Here is a 26704-nt window from a genome sequence, read left to right as displayed (position 1 = left end):
TGCAACAGCGCACAAAAACGCCGCCGGGACGATGGTCCGGGCGGCGCTCTTGTTTGACGTTTGGTCCTGTCAGCCGAGCGGGCGGCTGGATCCGAAGAACAGGGCCTGGCTGATGGCAGCACGCACCGTCTGTTCCTGGAACGGCTTGGTCACCAGATACGTCGGTTCGGGACGATCGCCTGTCAGCAGGCGCTCGGGATAAGCCGTGATGAAGATCACCGGCACGCTGTCGATCGCCAGGATGTCGTCGACCGCATCGAGGCCCGACGAACCGTCGGCCAGCTGGATATCGGCGAGGACCAGGCCAGGCGTCTTCTGGGCGACAACTTCCTGGGCTTGCGTACGGGTGGCGGCAGTGCCGCACACTTCGTGGCCCAGCGACGTGACGAGATCTTCCAGCTGCATCGAGATGAGCGGTTCGTCCTCGATAATGAGGACGCTGGTCGAACTTTCGCGATCGATTTCGCTGACCGCTTCCTGCACCAGGCTTTCGATCTCGGAAGGTTCTACTTCCATGATCTCGCTGGCCTGTTCGACGGAGAAATCTTCCAGCGTCGTAAGCAGCAGGGCCTGCCGGTTGAGCGGTGTGATCGATTTGAGTCGATCCTGCGCCGCACCTTCGTGATCGTCGCCCGAAGGCTCCTGAACATCGAGGTAGGCGCTCGACCAGACCTTGTTGAATGCGCGATAGAGGGGGACGCGGCCACCCTCCAGCGACGCCTTCAGGTCGTCGTCGGCCAGAGCGGCCTCCAAGGTTGCGCGTACGAACGCGTCACCGGTTGCCTGAGATCCGGTAAGTGCCCGCGCATAACGGCGCAGGTAAGGCAGGTTTTTCGCGATTTGGTCACCAAGCGACATATAACCCCTTCCGTGGTTTGCGCGCATTGAACGCGCCGCCAAGAGAACGGTTCCTAGTTCCAGCCGGGAAATCATGATGTTTGACAAATGTTTCAATCGAAGCGACGAAGTGGCCCTTCATGAGGGTTAATGAGGGGGGTGCGAGTGTTCGAGATTGCTGAACCCTATGCGTGTCAGGAGTGCCCGCTCCAGGACTGTCCCGGACTGCGCCCGCTCGACGATGCACAGCTGGCATATATGCAGTCGGTCAAGGAAGCTGAATTCAGCTGCGAGCGCGGCGACATAGTTCTCAAGGAAGGCGATGAGACCGACCACCTGTTCACCGTCCTGGACGGAGTGGCCATTCGCTATCTCGAACTGGAAGATGGCCGGCGCCAGATCATCAACTTCATGTTCCCAGGCGATCTCATCGGCCTGCAGGGCGCTTTCGACGAACCGCTGAGCCATTCGGTCGAGGCGGTCTTGCCACTGCGCCTGTGCCGTTTCCGCCGTTCCGACTTCGTGCACCTTATCAAGGAGCACCCGCGGCTCGGCTTCGACATTACCTGGCTGGCGGCCAAGGAAGAGAATGCGCTGGAGGGCCATATCGTATCGCTTGGCCAGCGCAGCGCGCGCGAGCGGGTCGTCTACCTCGCTGCATGGCTGCTCGACCGTGCGCTTGCCACCGGCATCGCGCGCGAAGGCAACAAGCTGTCCATGGCCATCACCCAGTCCCAGATCGCGGACATGCTGGGCCTGTCGCTGGTGCACACGAACCGTACGATCAAGTCGCTTGACCGCGACGGGCTGGTCGAATGGAGCTCCCGCGAAATCTGCGTCCCGGACATGGCCGAGGCGGCGAAATTCGCCAGTTTCGAGCGGTCCGAAAAGGCGCATCGACCCTTCGTCTGAAACCGCGGAAGAAAAAAATGCAAAAAATTTTGATGGGCGGGGAACCCCATTCCCGTCGAGACATTTCTACTATGTCACCGCCGAGACCCCCCTCCCGTCCAAGCGGCTGGTGATACGATCCCGAAAGGCCTTCGCTCCAAGAGAGCGGAGGCCTTTTTTCTTGGCGGTCTCTAACCGACAAAAAACAGGCAGGTCTGACCTGCCGCTAGTTCTTGGTCGATTAACGGGAAGAAGTCAGCCGGGGCGCAAGGCGCCGCGCAGGCGCGAAATCATGCCGCGCTTTTCCGGCTGGCACAGCACGTCGACCAATACGGCCGGATCGTAGGGCTTTTCGAGAACGCTGCCCATTTCGGCGATGTGTTCGGGAATGTCCTTGGGCTGGCCGGTCGAGAAGATGATTCGGGGGCTGTCGGGACCCAGTGCCCTCACAAGCTCCGCTATGGCCCAGCCGTCGTCGCGGTCGGCGAGGTGCACGTCGAGGACGATCGCGTCGGGCTGCTTGCGGCGCAGAGCCTCGAGCGCCGTGTCGGTCGTCGAACAGATTTCCACCTGTTTGACCCCCGCAGCCTCGAGCGCGTCTTCAAGCATCACGCCAAGAATGGCCTCGTCTTCCACGACAAGGACATGTTCTGGCATTTTGCAGGTAGATGATGGCGCGCGTGCGATGATGTTCGGTCCCGGTTGTTAGGCCCGTGAATTCGGCGCCTATTCTCGAAAGGACGAAGCGGCCAACCGGTTCCCACCGGCAACACAATCAGGCGCATAGTTGCCCCGGCGCAACGATTTCGGGACTACAGTGCCTTTTCGTAGACCACGTATTCGCGGTTCACCCGGCTGTCGATTGCATCGGCGATCGCCTTCATCCCTTGGTTGTCGTCGAGAATCCACCCGATCTCGCCGCGGCGGGCCTTGTATTTGGTCGCGGCCACATCGCGGATTTCGCTGATCATCATGAAGGCAAGCTGGCTGGCGAGGCGCGAATTGTGCAGTTCCTTGAGGACCCCCATCAGCGGCACGCGCATATCGGCCTGCTTGGGCTTCTTGAGCCAGCGCAGCAGCTTGAACCAGCCGAACGGCAGCAGCTTGCCGCCGATTTCCTTCAGCGGGCGATTGATGTCCGGGAAGGTGAGCATGAATGCGACCGGCTTGCCGTCCAGTTCGGCGACCATGTTGAGGTCTTCATGGATGATCGGCTTCAGCTTCTTGCCCGCATGGGCGATCTCGGCCTCGGTGAAGGGGATGAAGCCCCAGTTGTTCGACCAGGCATCGTTGAGGATATGGAGGATCGTCTCGACTTCCTCGTCCCACTTCGACTTGTCGACCTTGCGCACCTGGATGCGCTCGTTGCGTTCGCCCGATTTGACGATGCGGCGGATCAGGGGCGGGAATTCCTGCTGCACATCGAGATCGTAGGTGAGGAGGCGCTTCGCTTCGCTAAATCCCGCCTGTTCGATCCACTGCGCATAATGCGCCGGATGGTGTCCCATCATGATCATCGGCGGGTGGTCCTGGCCGGTCACGAGCAGCCCCGGTTCTTCCCAGATCGACAGGGAAATCGGGCCCAGCACACGCGTCATCCCGCGTGAGCGCAGCCATTCCTCGGCCCTGGCCAGAAGGGCGCTGGCCACGGCCTCGTCCTCGGCATCGAAATAGCCGAACAGGCCGGTCCCGGGTCCCATGCCCTGTTCGCGTGGCAGCTCGAGAGCAAGATGGTCGATATGTGCCGAAATCCGTCCGACGGGCTTTCCGTCTCGGCGGGCAATGAAAAGCTGGACGTCGGCATGCTCGAAAAACGGGTTTTTCGCTGGATTGACCAGTTCCAGCTGCTCGGAGCGTAGTTGCGGGACGAAATGCGGCTCCCGCGCGGCAAATTCCCGCCCCAGGTCGACAAAGGCAGCGCGGCCTTTCTTGTCATTTGCCTCTACGATCACGATATTCTGGTCAGCCACGCAGCACTTCCCTTGTTCAGCCGGGGTTAGCCCTGCGTATGGCACATGATCTTTGTCAAGGAATCGCGCGCGGTCGATCACTATGATCGAGACCCGAGGCTGTCATTTTTCGCGCCGATCCACTAAGGCTCCCCCCCAGGAAACGACCATGAACGCTGAACAGACAATTCCTGCTGCAAATCCTGCGCCTTCGCGCGATATGCGCGGCTGGCATTCGCAAATCGCCGACGACAAGGCGATGCTGCGCGGTGCGCGCGATTTGACCAAGGATATCGCCGAACACCGTGCTTCGATCTACTGGACCGACATGGTCGGCTCGGCACTGCTGGGTTACGGCTCGCTTGCAGGGGCCATCCTGACGCAGAGCACCGCGCTGGCAGTCGTCCTGTCGATCGTATCGGTGCTGGCGCTTTATCGCGCACTTCTGTTCATCCACGAAATCTCGCACTTCCGGAACGGGGCACTGCCCGGTTTCCGCGGAGCGTGGAACGCGCTGGTCGGCATCCCGATGCTGACGCCGTCCTTCATGTACGAGCAGGTGCACACGCTGCACCACAAGCGCACCCAATACGGCACGGTCGAGGATCCGGAATACCTCCCGCTCGCCCTGATGAAACCGTGGAGCCTGCCGCTGTTCGTCATTATCGCGATCCTTGCGCCGGTGGCATTGCTGTTCCGCTTTGCGGTGCTCGTGCCGCTGGGCGCGATCATCCCTCCGATCCGCCGCCTGACCTGGCAGCGCGCCAGCGCGCTGGCGATCAATCCGGAATTCCGCCGTCGCCCGCCCGAAGGCGACCTACGTCCGCGGGTCATGCTGCTGGAGCTGGGCGGATTCATCTGGTCGTGGATGCTGATCGCCAGCGTCTTCGCCTTCGGCTGGAAACCGCTGCTCTTCGCCCTGGGCGTTGCCTCCGTCGTCGCACTGCTCAACCAGCTGCGTACGCTGGTCGCGCATCTGTGGGAGAACGAGGGCGAGGCCATGACTGTCACTGCGCAGTTCCTGGACAGCGTGAATGTGCCGCCGCCGGGTGTTATCGCCGAAATCTGGGCCCCGGTGGGCTTGCGCTATCACGCGCTGCACCACCTCATGCCGTCGATGCCCTACCACTCGTTGCCCGAAGCGCACCGCCGCCTCGTGCGCGAACTCGGCACGGAATCGACCTATCACGGTGCGAACCACGCCGGGATGGGCGTGCTGGTCGCGCGCATTGCCCGCAGCACGATGGGTGGCCGCAAGGGCTGAGCGCCCTCAGTCTAAAAACCTGATCATCGCGCAGCGTCGCTCGCGCGGGAGGCCGTGCGCGACCTCCTGCTCGATATCGGCTTTCAAGCGCGGATGGGCATCGAGGTCCTCGACCGTCTCGAAACCCAGCCGCGCATAGAAGGGCGCATTCCATGCCACGTCGGTAAAGGTCGTCAGCGTGAGCGCGGCAAACCCGCTGTTGAGCGCATCGACGCCGATGGCCCGCAGCAGCACTGCGCCGATCCCCTGCCCCTGCATGTCGGGGTGAACCGAAAGCTCGCGGATGTGCAGTTCGCGGCGGTGCGGCTGGGTCGACAGGAAACCGACGATGCGCCCGTCGCTTTCGGCCACCAGGCAATGCCCCTTGCGGATCATGGCGCGCTGCGCGTCCGCCGGGATCGGGTCCATATCGGCTATGCCGGTGAGGCCGTCCACTTCCAGGAAGAGCCTGCCGGCCGCGCGTTCGATGGCTGGCAGGTGCTCGGCATCTTCCGGCTTTGCGAGCCGGATGCTCCAGCCGGTCATTCCTCGGTCCGGATCAGGACGGTTTCACCGATCAGGAGGAAGAGGAAGAAGGGCGCCCAGGCGGCGAGGAAGGGCGGATACCCGCCGAAATTGCCCATCGCCAGCGCGGCGTTGTCGACCACGAAATAGGCAAAGCCCAGCGCCATCCCGATCAGGGCGCGCACGAAAAGCTGGCCCGATCGCGCCAGTCCAAAGGCGGCCACTGCGCCGAGCAGAGGCATGAGGAACGAAGACAGCGGGCCGGACAGCTTGTGCCACCACTTCGCACGCATTTCGCCCGTGCGCCTGCCAGCTTCTTCATAGGCGTCGATGGTCGGGCCCAGCTCCCAGAAGGGCACGGCATCGGGATCGATCCGGGCAAGGTCGATCTGGTCGGGGGTGAGGCCTTCACCCACAACGATCTCGTCACCCGTGGCGTAATTGGCCGTGGCCACTTCGAAGCGTTCGATACCTTCCAGCTTCCAGCCCGGCGCCGCGTAGGTGGCGCGGTCCGCGACGATCTGTTCGAGGATCGCGCCTTCTGCGTTGCGACGATAGAAAGTGACCTTGCGCATGGCGATGGCATTGCCGCGTCCGGCCAGTTGGGCGGCGGTCATCACGTTTTCGCCATCGGTCAGGTAGACATTGGCGCGCACGTTCGATTCTTCCGGAATAGGCCCGTATTCCGCCGCTTCCCACGCCTTGAGGGTCGCCGTTGCGCGCGTCACCAGACGCTCGTTGAAGGCGAAGCTGAAGCCGGCCACGACCAGCGCCGTCAGCAGCAGCGGGGCAAGCACCTGGTGGGCGGACAATCCGGCCGCCTTCATGGCAATAACCTCGCTGTTCTGGTTGAGCGTGACCAGCGAGATGAGTGTTGCCAGCAGCACCGAATAGGGCAGGAAGCGCTGGATCAGCTGCGGTATCCTGAGGCTGGCATAAGTCAGCAATTCGCCCTGGCCGTTGCCTTCGACCGCCAGGATCTTGCCGCTGTTCGACAGCAGGTCGAGCATCATCAGCACCAGCACCAGCATGACCAACACCGCCAGGATGCGGACCACGAACAGTTTCGCGAGGTAGAGCGTCAGCGTGCGCGAGGGGAAGAAGTCGAGTTGCATCGATCAGCCCTCCGCCGCCAGATCGTCGTCCGTGTGGACATGGTGTCGGCGCTTGCGCCTGAACAGCTTGCCGATCTTCTTGGAAATCTTTGCGAACCAGTTTTCCAGCGCGCCGATCGCCTGTCCGCCCGGCACGAAGGCCACGCGCCAGTACATCCACAATATCAGCGCGGCGAAGACCACGAATGGTCCCCACAGGGCAAGGATCGGATCGGCAAGGCCAAGTGCGGCCACGTCCTCTCCGTACTGGTTTATCTTGTGATAGGCGACGACCATGATGATCGACAGGAAGACGCCCAGCGCGCTGGTCGATCGCTTTGGCGGTATGCCGAGTGCGACGGCGAGCAGCGGCATCAGCGCCATCATCACCACCTCGACCAGGCGGAAATTGAAGCTGGCCTGGCTGGCGTCGCGCTTGTCCTCGGTCTGGTTGTCGGCCCAACCGATGCGCAGCAATTCGGGCAGGATGTATTCGCGCTCGTCCTCGCCGCGCGCCCTGAATTCCTCGATCGCAGGCAGGTCGATGGGCAGGTCGTGGCGGGTGAAAGTTAGGACACGGGGCGTCTGGCCCCCGGTGTCCTGGATGATGGTGCCTTCGGTGAGGCGCAGAATGATCGTGTCGGGATCGTCGGTCGTGGCGAGGAAGGAGCCTTCGCGCGCAGAGATCGACAGCACCTGCCCCTTGTCGTTGGCGACGCGCGCGAAAATGCCGATCAGGCGGCGGCCGTCGTCTTCGCTTTCCTCGATGCGCAGCGCCATGCGGTCAGCGAGCGTGGTGAACTCGCCCACCTTGATCGAGGCTCCGAGAGCGCCGGAGCGAAGCTCGTATTCGAGGCGCTCGTATGTGAAGCGGCTGACAGGCTGGACGAAGAATACCAGCGCCACGTTGATGGCCATGAAGACCATGGTGATGATGTAGGGCACCCGCAGGAGGCGGCCGTAACTGAGGCCGACCGCGCGGAAGACGTCGAGCTCGCTCGTGGTGGCTAGCTTGCGGAAAGCAAGGAGGATGCCGAGCAGCAGGCCCAGCGGGATCGCGAGGCTGGCATATTCGGGAACGAGCGTCGCCAGCATCTTGAAGACGACACCAATCGGCCCGCCTTCCACCGCCACGAAATCGAGCAAGCGCAGCATCTTGTCGAGGGTGAGCAGCGATGCCGCGAGGGCGAAGACGCCCAGCATCGGCACGATCACCAGCCGGAAGATATAGCGGTCGATGGCGGGAAGGAAATTGAGCACGCGGTTTCCGGTTTCTTGGGCGTTGAGGGCGGCTCTAGCGAGAAATTACCCTCTCGTCATGCCCTACCGGAAAGGAGGAGGGGAATGGCTGTCAGGCCTTTTCGAGCGTGCACTGAAGCGGGTGCTGGTTCTCGCGGGCGAAATCCATCACCTGGTTCACCTTGGTCTCCGCCACTTCATAGGGAAAGACGCCGCAGACGCCGACACCTTTCTGGTGGACGTGGAGCATGACGCGGGTCGCTTCTTCCATGTTCATGCGGAAGAAGCGCTTCAGCACGATCACGACGAATTCCATCGGCGTGTAATCGTCGTTCAGCAGCAGGACCTTGTACTGGCTCGGCTTCTTGGGCTTGGTGCGGGTCTTGGTCGCGAGACCGGTCTGGCCTTCGCCCTCGCGGGTATCGTCGTCGTCGCCATTAGCGGCGCGGATAGCGGGGAAGGCGGTGTAGTCGGTCATCAGAAGCGGCAATATCGTATCGTTTCACCAAATCGCAAGGCGTCAGTCTCCCCGTGCGCCGTCGCGGGTTAAGAAAACGTCGAAACGCGCGCCTACTGGCCCGAAAAAGGAAACGGGCCGAACGACAGTGATGTCGTCCGACCCGTCCTGTCCAACCACCGGGCGAGGGAGAGAGGAGAGAGAGCCCGGCGGATTGAAGTCAGTTTGCCTTAGGCAGCCTTGCGGACCTTTTCGGCAGCGAGGCTGAAGCGGCTCGAAAGCGGAGCGAAAGCTTCGTTGGCCAGCTTGACCATGGCTTCGGTGTTCTTCGAAGTGGTCGAAACCATCGCGTCGAAGTTACGACGTGCGATTTCACCCTGGAGCTGGAAGAGTTCGGTCGGCGACTTGATCGCAGCGAACTTCTTGACGTCGCCCTGGACGGTTTCGGCAGCCGACTTGGCTTCTTCGACATAGGTGCGGCCCATGTCCTGCATGCCGTTGGCGAGGATCTTGCCGGATTCGACGAGGGCTTCGAAGTTGCCCTTCTGGAATTCGACGACGTCCTGGGTCATTTCGGCACCCTTGTCGTAAGCGGCCTTGGCACGGGTCTGCACGTCGGCAGCAACTTCCTTCGCCTTGGCGGTGTAATCGGTGGTCTTTGCGTTCTTGGCAGTGGCCATGATGGTATCCTTCAACTTGGAAATCGGGGTGGTAGCGGTCGCGGGCTTCTTGGCTGCGGCCTTGGTCTTCGCAGGCGCTGCCTTCTTGGCGGCGACCTTCTTCACAGTGGCCTTCTTCTTGGCCGGTGCCTTCTTAACAGCGACCTTCTTGGCCTTGGCCGGAGCGGCCTTCTTCTTGGCGACCGGCTTCTTCTTTGCAGGTGCGGCAACGGCCTTGGCGACCTTGTCTGCCTTGACCGGTGCACTCGTGTCCGCTTCGACTGCCTTTTCGACGGCCTTTACGTTCACTTCGCCCTTGGCCGCATCAGCAGCCTTCTTTTCCGCTGCGTCGGCAAATGCCTTCTCTGCGGCGGCGTCAATTTTGCTCTGGCTGTCAGCCATGGGAAACCTCGTTTTGTTGCAGTGCACAAAATAGGCATTGCAACTGCGAAGTCAAGGATTTTTTGTGCAGTGCACAATAAGTCGCGACGAGGCGTGTTTTCAGCAGGTTATACCGCAATTAGCGGGTGGCGACGTAGCGTCCCGGCGCGTTTTCGATGACCTTGTCGCCCTTTCCGCCCGGCTTTCGTTTGCCGGTCGCAGGCACGGTTTCGCCGTCCTGTTCGCGCAGCCAGTCGATCCAGTCCGGCCACCAGCTTCCCGGATGCTCTTCCGCTCCCTCGCGGAATTCGGCGAGGCTGCGGGGTGAGCCGTCATTGGTCCAGTACTGGTACTTGCCGGAGGAGGGCGGATTGACCACGCCTGCGATATGGCCCGACCCGGCCAGCACGAAGCGCAAGGGCCCGCCGAAATGTTCGGTGATCCGCCAGACGCTTTCGGCCGGCGCAATGTGGTCTTCCTTGCCCGCCTGTACATAGGTGGGGGTGTTCACCCGGCCGAGATCGACCGGCGTATTGTCGACCGTCAGCGCGTCGCCTTCGACCAGCCGGTTGTCGCGATAGAGGTCGCGCAAATACTGCTGGTGCCACTTGGCGGGAAGATTGGTGACGTCCCCGTTCCAGTGCAAAAGGTCGAAAGCCGGATAATCTTCGCCCAGCAGGTAGTTGTTGACCACGTAGTTCCAGATCAGGTCCGTGCCGCGCAGCAGGTTGAAGGTCGCGGCCATGTAGCGCCCGTCGAGATAGCCGTCGGGCGACAGGCCCTTGATCGCGGCCAGCTGCTGGTCGTCGATGAAATTGAGCAGTTCGCCCGCCTTCTCGAAATCGACCTGGGCGGTGAAGAAGGTGGCGCTCCTGACCTTGTCCTCCTGCTCGCGGCGGTGGAGGATCGCCAGCGTGGCGGCCAGCGTGGTTCCGGCAACGCAATAGCCGATCGCATGGACGCTCGGCACGTCCAGCCGCTCGCGCACATGGTCGATCGCGTCGATCTGCGCGCGCACGTAATCGTCCCAGATCACGTCCTTCATGCTGGCGTCGGCCGATTTCCAGCTGACCATGAAAACGGTCACGCCCTGGTCGACCGCCCATTTCACGAAGCTCTTCTTCGCGTTGAGATCGAGGATGTAGAACCGGTTGATCCACGGCGGGAAGATGATGAGCGGCGTTTCCATGACCTTGTCGGTCGTGGGGGAATACTGGATCAGCTGGTAGAGCGTGGTCTCGTGCACCACCTTGCCGGGCGTGGTGGCGATATTCTCGCCCAGGGTGAACGCGCTTGCATCGGTGTGCGACAGCTGGCCCCGGCGCATGTCGGCCAGCATGTGCTCCATGCCCTTGACGAGGTTGTCGCCGCGGGTTTCCAGCGTGCGCTCCATCACCACCGGATTGAGGAGCGGGAAATTGGCGGGGCTCGCCGCTTCGGTGATTGCCTTGGTGGTGAAGCGCAATTGCTCGCGCTGCTGCGGATTGAGATTGTCCGCCTTCTCGACCATTTCCGCAACGCGTTCGGCCAGGAACAGATAGGTCTGGTGGATCAGGGCGTAGGCGGGATGGGCGCGCCATTTCTCGTCGGCGAAGCGGCGATCCTTGCGCGGCAGCTCGACCTCGCCGCCGTGCTTTTCCGCTGCCTTGGGGCCAAGGCCGTACTGGCCCAGCACGTCTTCCCACAGGCGCATGCCCTCTTCCATCAGGGCTTTCTGCTGTTCGGCCTGCGCCAGCGGCATCTTCTGATACCAGTCGGTCGCCAGCGCCATCCAGCGCGCGGGATCGAAATAGGGCACCAGCGCCTGAGGGTTGGCGAGTTGTTCCGACTGGTACTGCAGCCACATGGCCTGAAGCTTGGCCCCGACTTCTGCCCAATGCTTTGCATCTTCGGGCGATACTGCGCCGTCGATCCCCTTGGCCGCGTCCATCGTTCCCATCATCGGCGCGAACATGGCGCGCTTTAGCTTGGCGGGGCCTTCGTACATATTGGTGAAGGGATCGGGCGTATCGGTCATGGCAATCCTCTGGCGTCGAAGCGCGTCTTTAGTCACTTACACGATAATTCGCACACTTGTGATAGCGAGCGGCTTTGCGCTTGCATCGTGAATAGGTAATCAATGTGACGACGCAAATCACTTTCGGCCAGCGTTAAGGCCGGCGTCGCAGGAGCAATGAATGTCCGACGAATTCTACCGCATCAAACGTATGCCGCCCTATGTCATCGCAGAGGTCAATGCGATGCGCCACGCGGCACGTCAGGCGGGTCGCGACATCATCGACCTCGGCATGGGCAATCCCGACCAGCCACCTCCGCAGCATGTGATCGACAAGCTGTGCGAAGTCGCGGCCAAGCCCGATGCGCACGGCTATTCGCAGTCGAAGGGTATTCCCGGCCTGCGCCGCGCCCAGGCAAATTACTACCAGCGCCGTTTCGGGGTCGAGCTCGATCCCGAACGGGAAGTGGTCGTCACGATGGGCTCGAAAGAGGGCCTGTCCTCGATGGCGACGGCCATCAGCGCGCCGGGCGATGTGATCCTTGCCCCGAGCCCGGCCTATCCGATCCACACCTACGGCTTCATGATCGCCGGGGCGACGATCCGCAGCGTGCCGACGACGCCGGACGAACATTACTGGCGCGCGCTCGACAATGCGATGGCCTATACGGTGCCGCGCCCCACCGTGCTGGTGTGCAATTATCCCAGCAATCCGACGGCCGAGACGGTCGATCTCGAATTCTACGAACGGCTGGTGGCCTGGGCGAAGAAAAACGAGGTCTGGGTGCTGTCCGACCTCGCCTATTCCGAGCTTTACTATGACGGCAAACCGACGCGCTCGATCCTGGAGGTGCCGGGTGCCAAGGACGTCGCGGTGGAGTTTACCTCCATGTCGAAGACCTTTTCCATGGCGGGCTGGCGGATCGGGTTCTGCGTCGGCAACCAGAAACTGATCGCGGCGCTGACGCGCGTGAAAAGCTATCTCGATTATGGCGCTTTCACGCCCGTGCAGGCGGCTGCCTGTGCCGCACTCAACGGGCCGGAAGACGTGATCGCCCAGAACCGCGCACGCTATCAGGCCCGCCGCGATGTCATGGTCGAAAGCTTCACACGGGCGGGCTGGGAGATCCCTACACCGCCTGCCAGTATGTTTACCTGGGCCAAGCTGCCGCCGGGTTTCGAACATATGGGCAGCCTCGAGTTCTCGAAGCAGCTGCTCCAGCATGCCGAAGTTGCCGTCGCGGCCGGCGTGGGCTTCGGCGAGGAGGGCGAGGGATATGTCCGCATCGCCATGGTCGAGAACGAGCAGCGCATCCGGCAGGCAGCGCGTAACGTAAAGCGATTCCTGGCCGAGCACGCCCGCTAGGTATTCGTCCGGATTGGGACGGGCATAAACCTTTCATATTGGGTAAGTCGACGGGAGGCCGTAGGAGACAGGCCGTGTCGCAACCCAATTTCATCTGGCTGTCCATGTCTACCAGTCCGCCCGGCAGGTGGGACTTGCGCCTGCTCGACTGGCGAATGACGCCTGCGTTCAGGGCAGACGACACGATCGCGGGACAACCGCTGCTGATCGACTGGCGAATCGGGGGGCGTTGCCCCGACTGGAAATTCGTCGCGGACCGGAAATGCGCCGTCATCGTCGGGGCCGACGATGCCGACACCCGCGCGAGCCTCCTCGAGCAAGGCTTTGCAGACGCCCTGTCGAGCCAGGTCGCAATGGTCGAACTCGGCGCGCGCATGCTCAAGCTCGAAGGGCTGGGAGAGATGATCCCGCAACACCGCATCATCGGCGCCGTCCGGCTCGACCTGTTCTATCGCGATGCCTATGTCGACGGCCGCTGGATCGGGCTGCACCCGCGCGAATTCGCGCTGATGTGGCGGCTGGCCGCCGATCCAGGACAAAGGGTCGACAAGCCGGCCTTGCTCAAGGACGTCTGGCGCCTGCGCCACGAACCCGAAACCAACTCGCTAGAGGTGCATGTGTCACGCCTCAGGGCCAAGCTGGCCGTCTCGGGCCTCGGCTGGCTGGTCCAGACCCATCCCGACGGGGGCTACTTCATCTGCACCGAAGCGCGCTCCACCTTCCCCGCTTTCGCCCGCGAGCGCAGGTCCATGCTGGACACCGCACCCACCATGTCGCAAGGTCGCCGCTCCAGCCAGCCAGACCTTGTGGAGTGTCATGTCCAGCGAACGCGTAACGATTGAACTCGCCGATAACGGCGTTGCCCAGGTCCGCCTGAACCGTCCGGACAAGATGAATGCACTGGACCCGGCGATGTTCGAAGCGATCATCGCCGCGGGCGAAGAATTGCGCGCGATGAAGGGCCTGCGCGCTGTCGTTCTGGCAGGCGAAGGCCGCAGCTTTTGCGCAGGTCTCGACGTGTCGAGCTTCACCGCTGCGCCCGATGGAGAGCGCAAGCCCCTGACCGAGCGCACGCATGGCAATGCAAACACCTTCCAGGAAGTCGCCATGACCTGGCGCAAGTGCCCGGTGCCGGTCATCGCGGCCGTGCACGGCGTCTGCTTCGGCGGCGGCATGCAGATCGCGAGCGGGGCGGACATCCGCGTCGTCCATCCTGCCAGCCGCATGGCGATCATGGAAATGAAATGGGGCCTCGTGCCCGACATGGGCGGATACCATCTGTGGCGCGGTCTTGTGCGCGACGATGTCTTGCGCGAACTGGTCTACACCAACCGCGAGTTCACCGGTGAAGAGGCGCAAGGTTACGGCCTCGCCACCTTCGTCAGCGAAGATCCGCTCGGCAAGGCGAACGACATCGCCAACGAAATTGCCAATCGCAATCCCGAGGCCATCCGCGGCGCCAAGCGCCTGTCCGAAGCCATGCTGGAAAAACCGGGCGACGACATCCTGATGGAAGAAAGCGTCGAGCAGGCCGCTATCATGCGCAAGCCCAACCAGGTCGAGGCGGTCATGGCGGGGATGCAGAAGCGCCCCGCGAAATTCACCGACGTGTGAGACGGGCGGGCTAGCGCGCCCATGACGGTTCGGCGTCCCGCGTCAGTCCTCTTCGCCGAAATTCCAGCCCTGCAATTCTGCCAGCACTGTGCGCAGGCTTTCCAGCTTTGCGTTTCCCAACTCGCTGGCGAACCGGGTTTCGAGAGCGAGGCTCGATTCTACCAGCGCCTGTGATGCCGCCTGGCCCCGATCGGTGAGGGCGACCAATCGCGCGCGCCCGTCTGCCGGATCCTCGCGGATTTCCGCCAGGCCCTTATCCTCGAGCTGGCGGACCAGATAGGTCATGCTCTGCTTGGTGATCCCGGCACGCTCCGCAAGGTCGACGATCCGCGTGCCGCCTTCGTCGATGTGTCGGAAAACCGGGGAGTGCGAAGGCCTGACTTCCGGAAAACCCCGGTCCGCGAGATCGGCATAGGTCAGCCTTTGCCAGAGGCCGTATGACTGGCTGAGCAGGCGACCAATGCGGGGGTCCAAGGCATCACTCATATGCCGCACTTGCCATTAGACAGACATTCTGTCTATTATCTCCGGCAACAAACTGGGGATAGGGCATGGCGACGATCGAACAGAACCTCGCAACGGTGGCGGCGCATATCGAGAACGAGGCGCGCGACCCGGCGGCGATCCTGTCGCTCTATACCGACGACATCGTACAGGAATTCCCCACGCGCGGGCTGCGCTTCGAAGGGAAGGCCGCGATCGAGGCGAATTATCGCCGCATGTTCGAAGCGATCGAGGACGTCGAACTGATCCCTTTCGAACGGTTCGCCACCGAAGATCGCGTGGTCGACGACATGCTCGTCTACTTCACGCTTGCAGGCGAAGGGATGGACGGGGCACCGGTGTCCATCGGCAGTCCCGTCGCTCTGCGGCTCGTCCACGTGTTCCACATGCGCGATGGCCTCATATCGCGGGAGATCGTCCACGAGAACTGGCAGGTGCGATCGGCCGAATAACCGCCGAAGCTGCCAGTCGCATCAACGCAAATCGGAGAACAAGACCAGAGAAGAACGGGCGCGCAACCTGACCACAAATGGGAAGAACGAAATGACCAAATCACTCAAGCTATGCGCCCTGATGTCCGTCGCCCTTGCGACCAACGCCCTTGCCGAAGTGCCGCGCGACCAGCCCGACCAGTCTCTCCAGCAACTGGCCCGGCAGCTAGAGCCCTACAAGAGCGTCGAATACGCCATGGACCAGGGGTACATCAAAACCTCTGCCTGCGAAGTGCATCCGACGCTGGGCGCGATGGGCTTCCACTATGTCCGCCCCGACCTTCTCGGCCTGACCCCGCCCGTGGATGGGCGCGTGAACGGAACCGGCACCTACACCGGGGTCAATCCTCCGCCGATCCTCCTTTACGCACCAGATGGCCACGGCGGCGAAAAGCTGGTCGGCATCGAACTGCTGGTTTTTGCCGAGGCATGGCATGCCGAAACCAAGCAGGCGCCGAAATTCCGCGGCCGCGAATACGACTACATGGCCGACGATCCGGCAACACCGCAGGACGAAGCCCATGGCTTCATGCCGCATTACGACCTGCATATCTGGCTGTACGAAAGCAATCCGAGCGGCATGTACGCGCAGTGGAACCCGGACCTCGATTGCAACAACCTCGGCATCGTCCACTTCGACGATCATTGAGCCCGCAAGCGAAGCCCGTCCGTTCGCCGGGGTGGACGGACGGGCGGCTCGCGATCCGATAGCGGACCTCAAGCGGAAGAATCCTGCGGCGCGATTGCTGGCACAGCCGATGGGGTTATAAGCCGTCCGCATGTTAAGAAATGCAGTCGGCTATCTCTCCCTTTTGCGCGCGCTCTTCTTCGCGAAGAGGGGAAACGCGTCGAGGGCGAGAAAGGAGTTCCAGACAGCCCAAGCGCGATTGCGAGCACAGCCCGAGTTCGCGGATGCATTCGACGCTCGCATTCTGATGATGGAAGGTCGCGGCGATGACGCACGCCTTAAACTCTCACAGACCATGAAGGCTCTGGAAACGAGGCGCGATGACAATGGCAGATACATATCGCTCTATTGTCGGCACTTCCTTGAAATCTACGACCGCGATGGTTCGGCGAGAGCCAGGAAAACGGAAGCGGATACCCTCTCACCGAGCGGCCATCTTCTTCAGTTTCTGCCCTTCTTTAGCAAGGAATCCATATCGCGCATCATAGATGAGCAGGCCGCAACCCAGGACAGAGCATTGTAGGCGGCGATCAGCTTCATCGAGCTTTTCGGATTGCAAGAGTTTCGGAACATCGGCTTTCTCGCACCGTTGGTTGGCTGAGGCAGTGCCCAGAAAATGACAGCACGCCTTAACCCCCAAACCAGCAGACTCCTAGGAAGGAGAAAGCCATGAACCATCAAACCACAACACTCGAACGTCCGACCGACGGCGACGTCGAGCACGACGAGACGGCCGCCCTTATCGCATCCGACAAGGTTGAAGGCACGACAGTCTACAACAAGGATGGCGAAAAGCTGGGGCAGATCGAGAACTTCATGGTCGGCAAACGAACCGGCCGCGTGGAGTACGCCGTGCTTAGCTTCGGCGGCATTCTGGGTCTTGGGAAGAACCATTACCCCATTCCCTGGGACCGCTTAGACTACAACGTCCATTTGCGCGGTTATGTTGTCGATATCGACAAGGACCGCCTGAAGGACGCGCCATCCTACGATGGTGAACAGCCGCCGCAATTCGGTGCCGACTATGCGGTCGGTGTCCGCAGTTACTATGGCGTCCCATACTGAGCGTGATTCCTAACGGGCGGCGAGTGCCGCCCGTTTCGGTCCAAATCCCTATCAATTTCAGTGATTAAAGGCCGGGATCATGGCCACTGCGGAGCGGCAAGCAGACCGGAATTAGCCTCTCTCGCTCCATGATGGTACAATGAGATCTCGCGGGTGATACAAACAGGCGGACCAAGCTTCACTTCACCCGCTTTACTGTGCACTCATTTTCATGAGCTTGGCCCCGACTGGAGGCCCCATGCCTTGTCTCATACTCGAATTTCAGAACCTCGATGGCGAAGCTATCGATACGGTGACGATCGAAGGCGACAATCCGACACACGCATTGAGTTATCTCGAAGAAAGAGAGACGCCGTTCCCGGTAAAGCTGTGGCGCGAACGCTATCGCGGCCGGGAATATCTCGGTGAAGTCCAGCGGGATCGCGCTGGCGTCTGGCACATCCTGGAAACCGAGCCAATTGCTCGAGAGCGCTGATGTTCAAACTCGCAATCTTCGTACTGGTCGCGGGTGCCGCTGCCATAACCTACGCGCGCAGGAACAAGTCGCCCCCGCGAAATGCTGCGTTCGATAAAGACCAACCCCACGCCAGTCATACCGATGTCCGCGATGCCGGACCTCAGGCCATGAGGGACAAACCTCGCAGGGAATGGACGGAGACAGACGAGGATCTGGATGAGAGCTTTCCTGCCAGCGACCCACCGGGCGGATATTGAACCTTGAGGTAAACGGCCTTTCCTACTCGCGCGGAATTTGCCTTATCCTGGTGAATGAACAAGCATCAGCCCATCGCATCGCTCGTGCCGGCAGGCAAAGCCTTCGCCGCGCCCGGACACTCCACCCCTGTCATCGAGACCCAGCGCCACGACGGCTGGACGTCCGCGCGGCAGGCGGCGTTCCTGCGCGAACTGGCGGCAACGCATAATGTCACTGCCGCCGCGCAGGCGGTCGGGATGAGCCGCCAGTCCGCCTACAAGCTACGGGCGCGCCTGCGCGGACAGCCGTTCGACAAGGGGTGGGAAGCCGCCTTCGTCCAGCGTTTCGACGTGCTTGCCGAAGCCGCGCTCGACCGCGCGCTGAACGGCGTGGAAGTGCCGCACTACCACAAGGGTGAACTGATCGGCACGTCGCGCCGTTCCGACGAACGGCTAACGCTGGGGCTGCTCGCCATGCGGTCCCACTTCGTGCGCCGGCCGGAGTGGGCCGACCATCCCGCCTATGCCTACGAACCCGACGAAGTGCGTGAGCTTGCCGACCGGGTCGAGCATGGGCCGGAAAGCTGGCTCGAGGACGCCGATGCGGAACTTGAGCTGCGGTATGAGGAGGATGGGGAGGCAGGCGCCGAATGAGGCGAGTGAAAACGGGGCGCGCGGGTGTCACCCTGTCCTGCATCGGATTATCGCTCTGTTTTCAGTGCCTTGAGGTGCAAAACCGAAGGCGACACACTGTCGCCTTCGTCACCCGAAAATGGCGACGCTCTGCATTCCGTCGAGCACCTGCTTGCCGTCCGCATTCCACAGGCGCAGCCGTTCCGACGAATAGCCGTCGTCCGCGTGCTGGCTGGCGTTTTCGGACAGCCACCAGCCATCGCGCGTCGTCGGCGCAGGCTCCAGCAGGTTGAAGGACCAGTTGATCGAACTGATCGGGCCTTGGCGCTTCATGGCGCGCATGGCACCCGGCGGCATGACATCGCCGAGCAGGATAAGCTCGCTGACTGGATCGAGGCCCTCGCGGTCCTCCAGCCGCGCCCAGCGGCGCACGACCGGATCGCCGGGCCCGCGAATGTCCTGCGCGCGGCGGATTTCGAAATTGTGCTGGATGAAAGCGGGGCCCTTGCCCTTCATCGCGGTCTCCGCTTCCTCGGGCGGTCCGGGCCAGTCGGCAATCGGTGCGGCCGGGTGGGTCGCATTCGCCTCTCGCGAAGTGCCGAAGAGCCAGAAGGCGGTGAGCGTGCACTTGCCCTCGCACCAGATTTCGCTGCGTACCTGCGCGACATTGCGGCCCTGGCGCACGATCTCGCGGCGCAATTCGGCCTCAGGCGCGGTCGGGGCGACGAAGGCCACCTGTGCGGCGCGCAAGGGGGGCAGGTCGGGAAAGGCGCGGACTGCGGCCGTATAGGCGATCAGCGCCGAGGCGCCGCCATACAGCGTCCGTCCCTGCAACCAGTGGTCGAGGTTGTCGAAGCGGGTGTGACCGCCATCGGGAGTGATCGGATCGATCAGGCTGGCAATGCTCATGCACGCTTCATTGCCGCTGGTCGCGCCTTCGTCCAGACTGACGTTACGGAAGGCAGGTCGAGCAAAGGCGATTGCAATGCCAGCGCAGAATCGCTAGTGGGCCGCTTCCCGTTCCGAGAGGTCGGGCGAGGCCCGATGGCGGAGTGGTTACGCAGAGGACTGCAAATCCTTGCACGCCGGTTCGATTCCGGCTCGGGCCTCCAGATTTTCGTTTCCGAAAGTCTCCGAAAACCCCGTAAGCCTAGAGCTTGCGGGGTTTTTCTTGTTTCCATCGTTTCGGAAAATCTCTAGAAAAGTCGAGTTGCCTTGACAAAAAGAGATGGTAAAAGAGATGGCTGGAACGGGAAATCGGCTCACTAAAAGCCTCATCAAGGCGCTTCCGAACGGGACGGTGAAAGGGGATGGGGGCAACCTCTGGATCGCGTCTAGCAAGACCGGGCGCAAGCGGTGGGAGTTTCGCTATACCTTCGGAGGCAAGCGCCATTGCATGGGACTTGGTCCGTGGCCGGAGGTCGATCTGGTCGAAGCCCGCGACAAGGCGTTTGAGAACCGCAAGTTGCTCATTAGCGGGATTGATCCTCTTGCCGAGAAACAGATGCACAAACCTCGCAAGATAACGACCTTTCGTGAGGTCGCAGAGGAGGCAATCGAGCGGTTCAAGGAGGGCTGGAAAAGCGAGAAGCAAGAGCCGCAATGGCGCAACTCTCTCACGCGATATGCTTACCCTATACTCGGTGAGATGCACGTCGCTTCCGTTACGCCGGAGCACGTCCGCGATGCGATTCAACCAATATGGATCGAGAAGCCAGATATGGCCTCGCGGGTGCAAAATCGGATCGAGCGCATCCTTGATCTAGCCACCGTGCTCAAGCTGCGGGCAGGGGATAATCCGGCGAGGTTAAAGGGCAACCTTGAACACCTACTCCCGAAGGTTGAGAAGGAGGAAAAGCACCATGCCGCCCTGCCTCATGAAGACCTCGCTTCCTTCATGCGAGAGCTTCGGGCGGAGGAAGGGATGCAGGCGAGAGCGCAAGAGCTTCTTATCCTGACATCGGGTCGCACAGCCGAAGCGACCGGGGCCAGGTGGGAGGAGTTCGACTTGGACGACGCACTTTGGGTGATCCCCGGCGCGCGCATGAAGAAGAAGCAGGATCACCGAGTTGCCCTCAGCCGACAAGCGGTCACGCTCCTTCAGAACCTTTGGGAGCTTCGTGACGAAAGCAACCCCCACGTCTTCCATTCGGATATGTCCGCTGCTGGACATATCGCTGATGACCTCCGGCGGCTCCGCATTCGCATGGGTCGCACGGATATTACCACTCACGGTTTCCGTTCCACCTTTCGCGATTGGGTGAACGATGAAACCGACTATCACGATGACCTCGCTGGCAAGGCGCAATCGCACCGAGACAGCAACAAGACGCGGGCAGCTTATCGCCGCACCGATATGCTCAAGAAGCGCCGCCCGCTGATGCAGGATTGGGCAGACTTTTGCGACGGGAAGCGGGTTGCTGCGAACGCAGCCGAAGGCGGCGCAAAATGACCGGTCGCATCTACAAGCCCGGTGAGATCGATGACGACGCATACGGCCCCGCGCCGGTCGAAGCCCCCCTTCCGAAGTGGAACCCAGAAAGCGAGGCCGATCGCCGCCACTTTATTTGGTGGTGTTGCGAGATGCTAGAGCGTGACCGGCTGGATAGTGGGGAGGCGATTGGAGCTTCCGACGTTGATAGGCCTGAGGTCTATTGGCTGCGCGACTTGCTGGACAAGCCAACCTTCGAAGCCTTGCGAGCCGATCTGCCCTTCATGACGTGGGAGGAGTTCAAGCGGCAGCGGTATGGCGACGATGCCGAGCCTAGCGATCCCCCAAACAAGCCAGGGACTAAAGCCGATCCGAAGGTTGCTGCTGCCATCATCGAGAACGCTAAATTGACGAAGCTGTTTGATCGCTTCTTCGGCAGCGTCCGCCGGGCAAGCAGGCCTAGCCGCTCTGAAATCCTCCAAGTGCGGCACGGCCTATCCGAAGGCCAAGTCATCACTCTCGAAGGCTACATTTTCAAAGCCAAGTAGCGGGATCGATAACCCGGAGTTCCTGAGGCCGAACGGCTCGAACATCGGGGTTAGAGTGCATCGACCGCCCCGGACTTCCGGGCGATCTTACGGGTGTTCGAAAGGTTTACCGAAACGCCCGGAGATTTAGCATGAGTGAAGTAGTAGCGTCGCCCGGTAGGCGCGTAGTCAAACTACAGTGGATCATCGAAAACAAGTCCATGTCCAAGGCCTCGATATATCGAGCGATGGAGCATGAAGGCTTTCCTACAGCGATCAAGCTGACCGGCAGATCGGTGGGCTGGTTCTTGGACGAGGTTGAGGACTGGTTCGCCAATCGACCGCGCGGCATCTCGCCATGCGCCGACAACGACCAGTATCAAACCTCCGCCTATCTGACCTCGCGCCCCGGATCGTAATTCATGTGGCGCGATGAGGAGCCGCCGGAGCCTCGATACGATGGCCCCTTCTGCCAAATCAGCCGGGATGGTGTCTTTTACGTGGTTGCTATCGAGCCTCGCCTAGCCGGGGCCGGGGAGCCGCAGTCTTACTCATGCAAGAGCGCCGCTTGGGGACAGATGCTCGCATGGGCGCAGCAATTCCGCCTCCCGGTGCGCGACCTCACCAATCCGAAAGTCGGGCCGAGAGCCTAGGCAAAAATTCTTCGGAATTAGTGCTTCGAATTGAAGTGCTTAGGCAAAATAAGGACGCTCGAAAGGAGCGAAATATGACCCAATTCTATCGCAAAGCCGCCTGCAATATCGTGAAGCAGGGCCACCCCTCATTCGACCGTCAGGCCGAAAGCGATCAGGCCGCAGCCGGGGGCTTTCGCCCGGAGCCGTTTGCTGGCCAACTTCGCTACGGTCCGAAAGAACTTATCGCTCTCGAACACCAGCAAGCGTTGAAGGCTGAGGGCTATTCCGTTCGCCTCGCTGGCGACCGGGCCACCCGGCTTCATCGAGGCATTGTCGCCAACCCGGAAGCCGAACGCCTCGCACTGGTGACGCTCGACAACGGCAATCGGTTCGCGGTCAACTTTGACGAGTTCGACCTGACCACCGGCTACTGTTCGGGATCGATGATCCGGGAAGCCATCATCATCGACGTTCGCAACCTCCGGGCGCGGATTGCTCGCATGATCGAGGATGCCGCGGCAGTCGTGGGGGAGCCGGATGATGGCGAGTAAGAGTGAAACGCCCCCTGACCGGGGGGAGGGGCCAGAGGGCGCAGCTCACCGAAGCCAGCCCCCTTTTGCGGCCGATCCGATTCAGAAGGAAACGAGCGACAACGGGCTGTTGCCCTCCGTCTTGCTCAAGTTCCTTCGAGACGAGGGGGCGGAGGTCACGAACCTAGGAAGCGCGTCCATCTCGCGTGAAGAGGATGGCTATCCCAAGCCGGTCGGCGGCTACAAGTTCTCGGCCAAGGGCATCTCCGCTTGGGGCATGGCCGAAGCGCCGGAGGAAAAGCTGGCCGAGCAGATTACCGAGGCGCTTGCCGAAGCGAACCTGCCGAAGCCTACCGCGATGCTGGCGCTCCCGGATAATCCGCCCGGTGTCGTCATGTCCGATCCGAACACCTTCATCTGTCACAACCTCAAAGGCGAGATTGTGATGGTTCATCAGCGTTACGAAACGAAGGACGGCGGCAAGGGCTTCATCCCTTGGACCCGCTGGTCCGATGGCCGTTGGCGCAAGATGGAGCCGGAGGTCATGCCGTTTTGGGGCGTTCCCGGCGCGAAGGACAAAGCAGTTCTCTACATCCACGAAGGCGCGAAGGCCGCAAAGCGGATGCAGCGCATGATTGCGGGCGCGATCCCTTCGGATACGTTCCCGTGGTTCGAGGAGATGCGATACGGCCACCACATCGGCTGGATCGGCGGCATCTGGGCGCTCAATCGATCCGATTGGGAAGGCCTCGCAAAGATGGGCTGGAGCACGGTGATCGTGGTCGCGGATAATGATGGGGGCGGGGTGCGCGTCGCGGCTCAAGCCTCGCGCTTCTTCACCTGCCCAACCTTCATGCTCCGCTTCGGGGAAGATCACCCGGCGCGCTTCGATTGCGGCGATCCGACACCACCCAGCCTAGTGGATGAAACGGGCAACTACATCGGCCCGTCCTATGCGGATTGCCTTCACCCCTATGACCGGGCGACTGACCTAGTTCGAATGCCAGACCGGGAAGGGCGGATGCGCTCCGTTCCGGTTCTCCGAAAAGCGTTCATTGAAAGCATCGCGGTCGTGACCGAGACGCAGCAAGTGTTCCATCGATCGCATCCCGCCCGCGCGATGGACAAGAAGCCGTTCAACGATAGCGTCAGGCCGCGCTCCGACACACCCGACACCTATAGCCTTATCACGCAGCAGCCGCAGTGCGTTTGCGAGGCGAGGGTATATAGCCCTGACCGGCCTCCGGGGCCGCTAACCGATGGCGGGAGGATGGTTTGGAACGCCTATGAGCCTTCCCCCATCGCTGCGACCGCTGGCGATCCTGCACCGTTTTTCGCTTACCTAGAGCACCTGTTCCCTATCGAGGCTGAGCGGTTCGAGGTCATGCGCTGGATAGCCACGCTGATCGCGCGCCGGGACATTCGGATGCACTATTCACTGCTTCTGATTTCCAAGACGCAGGGCGTGGGTAAATCGACCTTGGGCGTGATCCTCTCCGGCCTGTTGGGCGAGAGCAACGTAGCCTTCCCCGGCCAGAATGCATTCGAGAGCCAGTTCAATTCGTGGGCGAACGGGCGGCTCCTGGTATTCGTCAACGAGATTTACACGAACGGGAATGCGAAGGTTTACGACCACCTCAAGAACTTCATCACTGACGATGAAATTGAGATCAACGAGAAGCACGTTCGACCATACCGGATCAAGAATTGGTCGGTGATCGCCGCGTGTTCGAACTCAAGGAAGGCGCTGTTCCTGCCCGATGAAGATCGTCGCTGGCTCGTGCCTACGGTGTCGGAGGAGCTACGTGACCGGGCCGAGTGGCGCGACCTCTACGCATGGCTCAACGCCGGGGGGCTAGGGATCATTCGCGCGTGGGCCGAGGAATTTGCTCGCGACCATGCCGTGAAGAAAGGCGAGCGTCCCCCGGCCACCGCTGCGAAGCGAGCGATTGTCGCTGAGAACAAGTCGGAGGGACGATTGTTCGCGCGGGACTTCGGTGAGGAGTTCGCGGACATGGATCCATCGGTCTGCCGCGTGAGCGAAATTCGCGCTTGGATCGCAGGGAAACGCGGCATCGATCTGGGCCATGCGAACCTCGAAAAAGAGCGCCTGATTATCGATGAACTGGAGGCTGTCGAGGGACTGACCATCTGGAAAGGCGATGCGCGGCCCAAGATCGGAGGGCGGCGCGGAGAGAAGGCGACGGTTGTGTTCAACTTCGTGCCGGAGCCGGGGGCGACGTGGGGCCAATTGGAGGATCGACTTAAGACACTGAAGGAGCTGGGTTTCGAGCCTCCAATGTAGAGGGAAACGACTACCACGAAGGCGTTCCCCGTTCCCCGATATACCCCCCGAAATAATTTACGCGAGGAGAACGGGAGAGAAGGGAGAAGGGGATAGAGCCGAGCTAATTAGAAACGCCCCCCCAAACGGGGAACGGGGAACGCCCCCGAAACAGAGGAAAGAGATGTGGAACATTCCATGAACGACATTGCTGATTTTGAGGAGCATATCGCTTCCCTCATTGCGGGCAGGGGTGAGCCGGATCGCTCCGATCTAGAAGTCTTCCTGCGCCGCCATCCCGGCATGACAGTGCGGGATTGGAAAGGCCTTGGCCCCTCCATCCCCCTCGATCCAGCAGGGTGGGAGAAGCCGTGGCATCGACTGCGAGGCGATGAGGTGAAGGAGGAGGCGGTTCGAGCTTTTGCCCGCGAGCTTCCCCGCAATCTGCGTCAGGCCGCAGCCCGCCACCCGGACCTGATCTGGAACCCCCTCGCTCGCAAGTATCGGGTGCGCCAGCACGGTGACCGGGAGGGGGGTCAGAAAAGCCTGAGCACGACCCACCCTCAGACCGGCGGCTCTGTCGAAGAAACTAACTAAGGTGCAGAAACATCACGAATTTTGAGGAGATGACCATGACCGATAAACCCAAAAAGCCCCGTCGCACGCGCGTGGATAGTCAAGCCGGAGTTGCTGCCGCGATGGTGGCCGGTGGGAAGAAAATCACCTTGCCCGTTGGTCTGACCCTGACCGCCGCCGAGCGGCGCGTATTCGTCGAGCTTTGCGAAGAACACAGCAAGAGCGAACTGACCAGTCACCGCATCCGTTTGCTTGTCTCGCTCGCCCGCAATCTGATTGCCCTCGACAACGAACAGAAGGCCATCGTGCGGGAAGGCTCCGTGCTCGTGAACAGCCACGGCAACGCTTACCCGAACCCCCGCGTCAAAGTGACGACCGGGCTGCACAATTCGATCCTTTCGATGCGGCGCTCTCTCGGCATCCACACCCGCGCCTTGGAAGGCGGGAGCAATCAGAAAGCCGCTGTCCGCCGCGCGCACAACAAGGCCAATGAAGCCGACCGCGCAAACTACGACAGCAACCTTATCAACTTCCCAAAGCCACAGGAGCCGCACGATGATTATTGAACCCGAAACCCTCGCCACGCGCGGAGAGGTAATCGCCATGATCCACGGCCTGCACCTCTCCCTTGCCGAGAAGTGCCGGATCGAACCGGGCGCAGACAACGAAGATGTGGCTATCGCGGCGCTCTATGGCGCGCTGGACGCTTCGACCATCCTCATGTCCGGCGACAAGGATGCGGGCATCGGTTGGCTCCGGGCTGCGCTCGATGTGATCGAAGCCGGTCAGGCCTTTGTCGCGGAGACGATCCAATGAGCGGTCCAAACCTCTCGATTGGTGACCGGCTTGAGGGTGAAAGCCGCCGGGTCAAAATTCGGGTTCTCGAACTGCTGGACGAAATGAGCGCGCCGATGTCGCGACAGGCAATCGAGGAAGCTTTGCGGCCGTCCGGCCTTACGCGGTCACAGCGGCGAAAAGCAGCGCAAGCTCTACGTCAGCTTCCGATCATAGCGATTGGTAGTCAAAATGTCTGATTCTGGGTGGAAAGCGGTCACGAGCCAACAGCATTCAATTATCGCGTCATGGTAGGCGCTTGATTGGCCACACCCCTGTCATTGAACCATTTTCTCACGCTTGGAGTAAAGAGGAGCGCGGCTGCGATCACGGTGGCTAGATCGCGTATGACTGAGACAATTCCCACAGGTTCGAAGGAGACACCGGACCAAAACAGCGAGAACAAGGCTGAGGCTGCGAAGATAGCAAAAATCCATTTCGCCACACTGTTGCGACCGCGAGAAATCAAGAGTGCGAGAGCGAGCATTGCGCCGCTGATCACTACAGCTATGGTTACGACGTAGGCTGTCTGTGTGCCGCCTTGGGTTACCTCTGGCCATGT

General features: G+C 61.4%; 31 protein-coding genes and 1 tRNA gene. 21 read left to right on the top strand and 11 right to left on the bottom strand.

Annotation, left to right across the window (positions count from 1 at the left end; all coding sequences use genetic code 11):
* Positions 1-69: 69 nt before the first annotated feature.
* Entirely contained in the window at positions 70-858 is a 789-nt protein-coding gene (locus BM173_RS00350) for a response regulator (RefSeq protein ID WP_090476277.1), read from the bottom strand.
* Positions 859-1002: 144 nt separating this feature from the next.
* Between BM173_RS00350 and BM173_RS00345 the strand changes: the two genes are divergently transcribed.
* Entirely contained in the window at positions 1003-1749 is a 747-nt protein-coding gene (locus BM173_RS00345) for a Crp/Fnr family transcriptional regulator (RefSeq protein ID WP_177201762.1), read from the top strand.
* A 234-nt stretch (positions 1750-1983) separates the two neighbouring features.
* Here BM173_RS00345 and BM173_RS00340 read toward each other — a convergent pair whose 3' ends face one another.
* Together BM173_RS00340 and BM173_RS00335 are read right to left on the bottom strand one after the other, a co-directional pair.
* The gene (locus BM173_RS00340) at positions 1984-2385 is read right to left on the bottom strand and encodes a response regulator (protein WP_090476272.1); all 402 of its coding nucleotides are present in this window, start codon (positions 2383-2385) and stop codon (positions 1984-1986) included.
* 155 nt (positions 2386-2540) lie between these two features.
* The gene (locus BM173_RS00335) at positions 2541-3698 is read right to left on the bottom strand and encodes a GNAT family N-acetyltransferase (RefSeq protein ID WP_090476270.1); all 1158 of its coding nucleotides are present in this window, start codon (positions 3696-3698) and stop codon (positions 2541-2543) included.
* A gap of 148 nt (positions 3699-3846) precedes the next feature.
* Here BM173_RS00335 and BM173_RS00330 point away from each other — a divergent pair, with 148 nt between their 5' ends.
* Positions 3847-4941, top strand: coding sequence for a fatty acid desaturase family protein (locus BM173_RS00330; RefSeq protein WP_090476268.1), 1095 nt, complete (start codon positions 3847-3849; stop codon positions 4939-4941).
* Positions 4942-4947: 6 nt separating this feature from the next.
* Here the strand turns inward: BM173_RS00330 and BM173_RS00325 are convergent, their stop codons facing one another.
* The 6 genes from BM173_RS00325 to BM173_RS00300 form a co-directional block, all read right to left on the bottom strand.
* Positions 4948-5466 (bottom strand): GNAT family N-acetyltransferase, encoded by a 519-nt coding sequence (locus BM173_RS00325; protein WP_090476266.1) that lies wholly within the window; start codon positions 5464-5466, stop codon positions 4948-4950.
* Complete coding sequence (gene lptG / locus BM173_RS00320) at positions 5463-6560, bottom strand: LPS export ABC transporter permease LptG (RefSeq protein WP_090476264.1); 1098 nt, start codon at positions 6558-6560, stop codon at positions 5463-5465. The genes BM173_RS00325 and lptG overlap by 4 nt, the downstream gene beginning before the upstream one ends.
* A gap of 3 nt (positions 6561-6563) precedes the next feature.
* Positions 6564-7799 carry an LptF/LptG family permease gene (locus BM173_RS00315; RefSeq protein ID WP_090476262.1) on the bottom strand — a complete coding sequence of 412 codons (1236 nt, stop codon included), beginning with the start codon at positions 7797-7799 and terminating at the stop codon, positions 6564-6566.
* A 91-nt stretch (positions 7800-7890) separates the two neighbouring features.
* On the bottom strand, positions 7891-8256 hold the full coding sequence (gene clpS, locus BM173_RS00310) for an ATP-dependent Clp protease adapter ClpS (protein ID WP_090476260.1): 366 nt from the start codon (positions 8254-8256) through the stop codon (positions 7891-7893).
* 209 nt (positions 8257-8465) lie between these two features.
* Entirely contained in the window at positions 8466-9296 is an 831-nt protein-coding gene (locus tag BM173_RS00305; protein WP_090476258.1) for a phasin family protein, read from the bottom strand.
* 118 nt (positions 9297-9414) lie between these two features.
* Positions 9415-11292, bottom strand: coding sequence for a PHA/PHB synthase family protein (locus tag BM173_RS00300; RefSeq protein WP_090476256.1), 1878 nt, complete (start codon positions 11290-11292; stop codon positions 9415-9417).
* A gap of 160 nt (positions 11293-11452) precedes the next feature.
* Between BM173_RS00300 and BM173_RS00295 the strand changes: the two genes are divergently transcribed.
* The 3 genes from BM173_RS00295 to BM173_RS00285 all read left to right on the top strand — a co-directional run bounded on the left by BM173_RS00295 (position 11453) and on the right by BM173_RS00285 (position 14251).
* The gene (locus tag BM173_RS00295; protein WP_090476254.1) at positions 11453-12637 is read left to right on the top strand and encodes an LL-diaminopimelate aminotransferase; all 1185 of its coding nucleotides are present in this window, start codon (positions 11453-11455) and stop codon (positions 12635-12637) included.
* A gap of 74 nt (positions 12638-12711) precedes the next feature.
* Positions 12712-13479 (top strand): winged helix-turn-helix domain-containing protein, encoded by a 768-nt coding sequence (locus BM173_RS14705; protein WP_245755707.1) that lies wholly within the window; start codon positions 12712-12714, stop codon positions 13477-13479.
* Positions 13454-14251: a crotonase/enoyl-CoA hydratase family protein gene (locus BM173_RS00285; protein WP_090476252.1), complete on the top strand. Its 798-nt coding sequence runs from the start codon at positions 13454-13456 to the stop codon at positions 14249-14251. Before BM173_RS14705 ends, BM173_RS00285 begins: the two co-directional genes overlap by 26 nt.
* A gap of 42 nt (positions 14252-14293) precedes the next feature.
* On the opposite strand, the gene BM173_RS00280 is transcribed toward BM173_RS00285, so the two are convergent.
* Positions 14294-14737, bottom strand: a complete 444-nt coding sequence (locus BM173_RS00280) for a MarR family winged helix-turn-helix transcriptional regulator (protein WP_090476250.1) — start codon at positions 14735-14737, stop codon at positions 14294-14296.
* A 65-nt stretch (positions 14738-14802) separates the two neighbouring features.
* Between BM173_RS00280 and BM173_RS00275 the strand changes: the two genes are divergently transcribed.
* The 6 genes from BM173_RS00275 (at position 14803) to BM173_RS00245 (ending at position 18346) form a co-directional block, all read left to right on the top strand.
* Positions 14803-15207, top strand: coding sequence for a nuclear transport factor 2 family protein (locus tag BM173_RS00275; protein ID WP_090476248.1), 405 nt, complete (start codon positions 14803-14805; stop codon positions 15205-15207).
* Between the two features lie 91 nt (positions 15208-15298).
* Positions 15299-15895, top strand: a complete 597-nt coding sequence (locus BM173_RS00270) for a hypothetical protein (RefSeq protein ID WP_143089538.1) — start codon at positions 15299-15301, stop codon at positions 15893-15895.
* Positions 15896-16025: 130 nt separating this feature from the next.
* Positions 16026-16457 carry a hypothetical protein gene (locus tag BM173_RS00265; RefSeq protein ID WP_090476244.1) on the top strand — a complete coding sequence of 144 codons (432 nt, stop codon included), beginning with the start codon at positions 16026-16028 and terminating at the stop codon, positions 16455-16457.
* A 146-nt stretch (positions 16458-16603) separates the two neighbouring features.
* Positions 16604-16999, top strand: a complete 396-nt coding sequence (locus tag BM173_RS00260; protein WP_090476243.1) for a PRC-barrel domain-containing protein — start codon at positions 16604-16606, stop codon at positions 16997-16999.
* Between the two features lie 238 nt (positions 17000-17237).
* Positions 17238-17474 carry a hypothetical protein gene (locus BM173_RS00255; RefSeq protein ID WP_090476241.1) on the top strand — a complete coding sequence of 79 codons (237 nt, stop codon included), beginning with the start codon at positions 17238-17240 and terminating at the stop codon, positions 17472-17474.
* 293 nt (positions 17475-17767) lie between these two features.
* Positions 17768-18346, top strand: a complete 579-nt coding sequence (locus BM173_RS00245; RefSeq protein WP_090476239.1) for a hypothetical protein — start codon at positions 17768-17770, stop codon at positions 18344-18346.
* Positions 18347-18454: 108 nt separating this feature from the next.
* On the opposite strand, the gene BM173_RS00240 is transcribed toward BM173_RS00245, so the two are convergent.
* Positions 18455-19234 carry an acyl-CoA thioesterase gene (locus BM173_RS00240; RefSeq protein WP_090476237.1) on the bottom strand — a complete coding sequence of 260 codons (780 nt, stop codon included), beginning with the start codon at positions 19232-19234 and terminating at the stop codon, positions 18455-18457.
* A 129-nt stretch (positions 19235-19363) separates the two neighbouring features.
* Here BM173_RS00240 and BM173_RS00235 point away from each other — a divergent pair.
* The 10 genes from BM173_RS00235 to BM173_RS14665 all read left to right on the top strand — a co-directional run bounded on the left by BM173_RS00235 (position 19364) and on the right by BM173_RS14665 (position 26342).
* A tRNA-Cys gene (locus BM173_RS00235) sits at positions 19364-19437 on the top strand.
* A 116-nt stretch (positions 19438-19553) separates the two neighbouring features.
* Positions 19554-20777: a tyrosine-type recombinase/integrase gene (locus tag BM173_RS00230; protein WP_090476234.1), complete on the top strand. Its 1224-nt coding sequence runs from the start codon at positions 19554-19556 to the stop codon at positions 20775-20777.
* Positions 20774-21304, top strand: coding sequence for a hypothetical protein (locus BM173_RS00225; RefSeq protein ID WP_090476232.1), 531 nt, complete (start codon positions 20774-20776; stop codon positions 21302-21304). Before BM173_RS00230 ends, BM173_RS00225 begins: the two co-directional genes overlap by 4 nt.
* A 131-nt stretch (positions 21305-21435) precedes the next feature.
* Positions 21436-21702, top strand: a complete 267-nt coding sequence (locus tag BM173_RS00220; protein WP_090476230.1) for a helix-turn-helix transcriptional regulator — start codon at positions 21436-21438, stop codon at positions 21700-21702.
* A 308-nt stretch (positions 21703-22010) separates the two neighbouring features.
* On the top strand, positions 22011-22469 hold the full coding sequence (locus BM173_RS00210; RefSeq protein ID WP_090476225.1) for a hypothetical protein: 459 nt from the start codon (positions 22011-22013) through the stop codon (positions 22467-22469).
* A gap of 121 nt (positions 22470-22590) precedes the next feature.
* The gene (locus tag BM173_RS00205) at positions 22591-24753 is read left to right on the top strand and encodes a DUF5906 domain-containing protein (protein ID WP_143089536.1); all 2163 of its coding nucleotides are present in this window, start codon (positions 22591-22593) and stop codon (positions 24751-24753) included.
* Between the two features lie 177 nt (positions 24754-24930).
* Positions 24931-25329, top strand: coding sequence for a hypothetical protein (locus BM173_RS00200; RefSeq protein WP_090476221.1), 399 nt, complete (start codon positions 24931-24933; stop codon positions 25327-25329).
* Positions 25330-25364: 35 nt separating this feature from the next.
* A complete protein-coding gene (locus BM173_RS00195; protein WP_143089535.1) occupies positions 25365-25874 on the top strand; it encodes a hypothetical protein in 510 nt (169 codons plus the stop codon).
* Positions 25864-26124, top strand: a complete 261-nt coding sequence (locus BM173_RS00190; protein WP_090476216.1) for a hypothetical protein — start codon at positions 25864-25866, stop codon at positions 26122-26124. The genes BM173_RS00195 and BM173_RS00190 overlap by 11 nt, the downstream gene beginning before the upstream one ends.
* On the top strand, positions 26121-26342 hold the full coding sequence (locus BM173_RS14665; protein ID WP_143089534.1) for a hypothetical protein: 222 nt from the start codon (positions 26121-26123) through the stop codon (positions 26340-26342). The genes BM173_RS00190 and BM173_RS14665 overlap by 4 nt, the downstream gene beginning before the upstream one ends.
* The last annotated feature ends 362 nt before the right edge of the window (positions 26343-26704 follow it).

It is taken from the genome of Qipengyuania nanhaisediminis (assembly GCF_900115585.1).
Classification (GTDB): domain Bacteria; phylum Pseudomonadota; class Alphaproteobacteria; order Sphingomonadales; family Sphingomonadaceae; genus Qipengyuania; species Qipengyuania nanhaisediminis.
This window is presented reverse-complemented; position numbering and strand designations above follow the sequence as displayed.

Bases quoted from the DNA above. Each gene is read 5' to 3' on its own strand.
- BM173_RS00330 (WP_090476268.1), top strand. From the start codon at position 3,847: ATGAACGCTGAACAGACAATTCCTGCTGCAAATCCTGCGCCTTCGCGC.
- BM173_RS00240 (WP_090476237.1), bottom strand. From the start codon at position 19,234: ATGAGCATTGCCAGCCTGATCGATCCGATCACTCCCGATGGCGGTCAC.
- BM173_RS00285 (WP_090476252.1), top strand. From the start codon at position 13,454: ATGTCCAGCGAACGCGTAACGATTGAACTCGCCGATAACGGCGTTGCC.
- BM173_RS00305 (WP_090476258.1), bottom strand. From the start codon at position 9,296: ATGGCTGACAGCCAGAGCAAAATTGACGCCGCCGCAGAGAAGGCATTT.
- BM173_RS00340 (WP_090476272.1), bottom strand. From the start codon at position 2,385: ATGCCAGAACATGTCCTTGTCGTGGAAGACGAGGCCATTCTTGGCGTG.
- BM173_RS00295 (WP_090476254.1), top strand. From the start codon at position 11,453: ATGTCCGACGAATTCTACCGCATCAAACGTATGCCGCCCTATGTCATC.
- BM173_RS00275 (WP_090476248.1), top strand. From the start codon at position 14,803: ATGGCGACGATCGAACAGAACCTCGCAACGGTGGCGGCGCATATCGAG.
- BM173_RS00270 (WP_143089538.1), top strand. From the start codon at position 15,299: ATGACCAAATCACTCAAGCTATGCGCCCTGATGTCCGTCGCCCTTGCG.
- BM173_RS00225 (WP_090476232.1), top strand. From the start codon at position 20,774: ATGACCGGTCGCATCTACAAGCCCGGTGAGATCGATGACGACGCATAC.
- BM173_RS00325 (WP_090476266.1), bottom strand. From the start codon at position 5,466: ATGACCGGCTGGAGCATCCGGCTCGCAAAGCCGGAAGATGCCGAGCAC.
- BM173_RS00245 (WP_090476239.1), top strand. From the start codon at position 17,768: ATGAACAAGCATCAGCCCATCGCATCGCTCGTGCCGGCAGGCAAAGCC.
- BM173_RS00230 (WP_090476234.1), top strand. From the start codon at position 19,554: ATGGTAAAAGAGATGGCTGGAACGGGAAATCGGCTCACTAAAAGCCTC.
- BM173_RS00200 (WP_090476221.1), top strand. From the start codon at position 24,931: ATGAACGACATTGCTGATTTTGAGGAGCATATCGCTTCCCTCATTGCG.
- BM173_RS00260 (WP_090476243.1), top strand. From the start codon at position 16,604: ATGAACCATCAAACCACAACACTCGAACGTCCGACCGACGGCGACGTC.
- BM173_RS00210 (WP_090476225.1), top strand. From the start codon at position 22,011: ATGACCCAATTCTATCGCAAAGCCGCCTGCAATATCGTGAAGCAGGGC.
- BM173_RS00300 (WP_090476256.1), bottom strand. From the start codon at position 11,292: ATGACCGATACGCCCGATCCCTTCACCAATATGTACGAAGGCCCCGCC.
- BM173_RS00220 (WP_090476230.1), top strand. From the start codon at position 21,436: ATGAGTGAAGTAGTAGCGTCGCCCGGTAGGCGCGTAGTCAAACTACAG.
- BM173_RS00265 (WP_090476244.1), top strand. From the start codon at position 16,026: ATGTTAAGAAATGCAGTCGGCTATCTCTCCCTTTTGCGCGCGCTCTTC.
- BM173_RS00280 (WP_090476250.1), bottom strand. From the start codon at position 14,737: ATGAGTGATGCCTTGGACCCCCGCATTGGTCGCCTGCTCAGCCAGTCA.
- BM173_RS14665 (WP_143089534.1), top strand. From the start codon at position 26,121: ATGAGCGGTCCAAACCTCTCGATTGGTGACCGGCTTGAGGGTGAAAGC.
- BM173_RS00350 (WP_090476277.1), bottom strand. From the start codon at position 858: ATGTCGCTTGGTGACCAAATCGCGAAAAACCTGCCTTACCTGCGCCGT.
- BM173_RS00255 (WP_090476241.1), top strand. From the start codon at position 17,238: ATGCCTTGTCTCATACTCGAATTTCAGAACCTCGATGGCGAAGCTATC.
- BM173_RS00190 (WP_090476216.1), top strand. From the start codon at position 25,864: ATGATTATTGAACCCGAAACCCTCGCCACGCGCGGAGAGGTAATCGCC.
- clpS (WP_090476260.1), bottom strand. From the start codon at position 8,256: ATGACCGACTACACCGCCTTCCCCGCTATCCGCGCCGCTAATGGCGAC.
- lptG (WP_090476264.1), bottom strand. From the start codon at position 6,560: ATGCAACTCGACTTCTTCCCCTCGCGCACGCTGACGCTCTACCTCGCG.
- BM173_RS00195 (WP_143089535.1), top strand. From the start codon at position 25,365: ATGACCGATAAACCCAAAAAGCCCCGTCGCACGCGCGTGGATAGTCAA.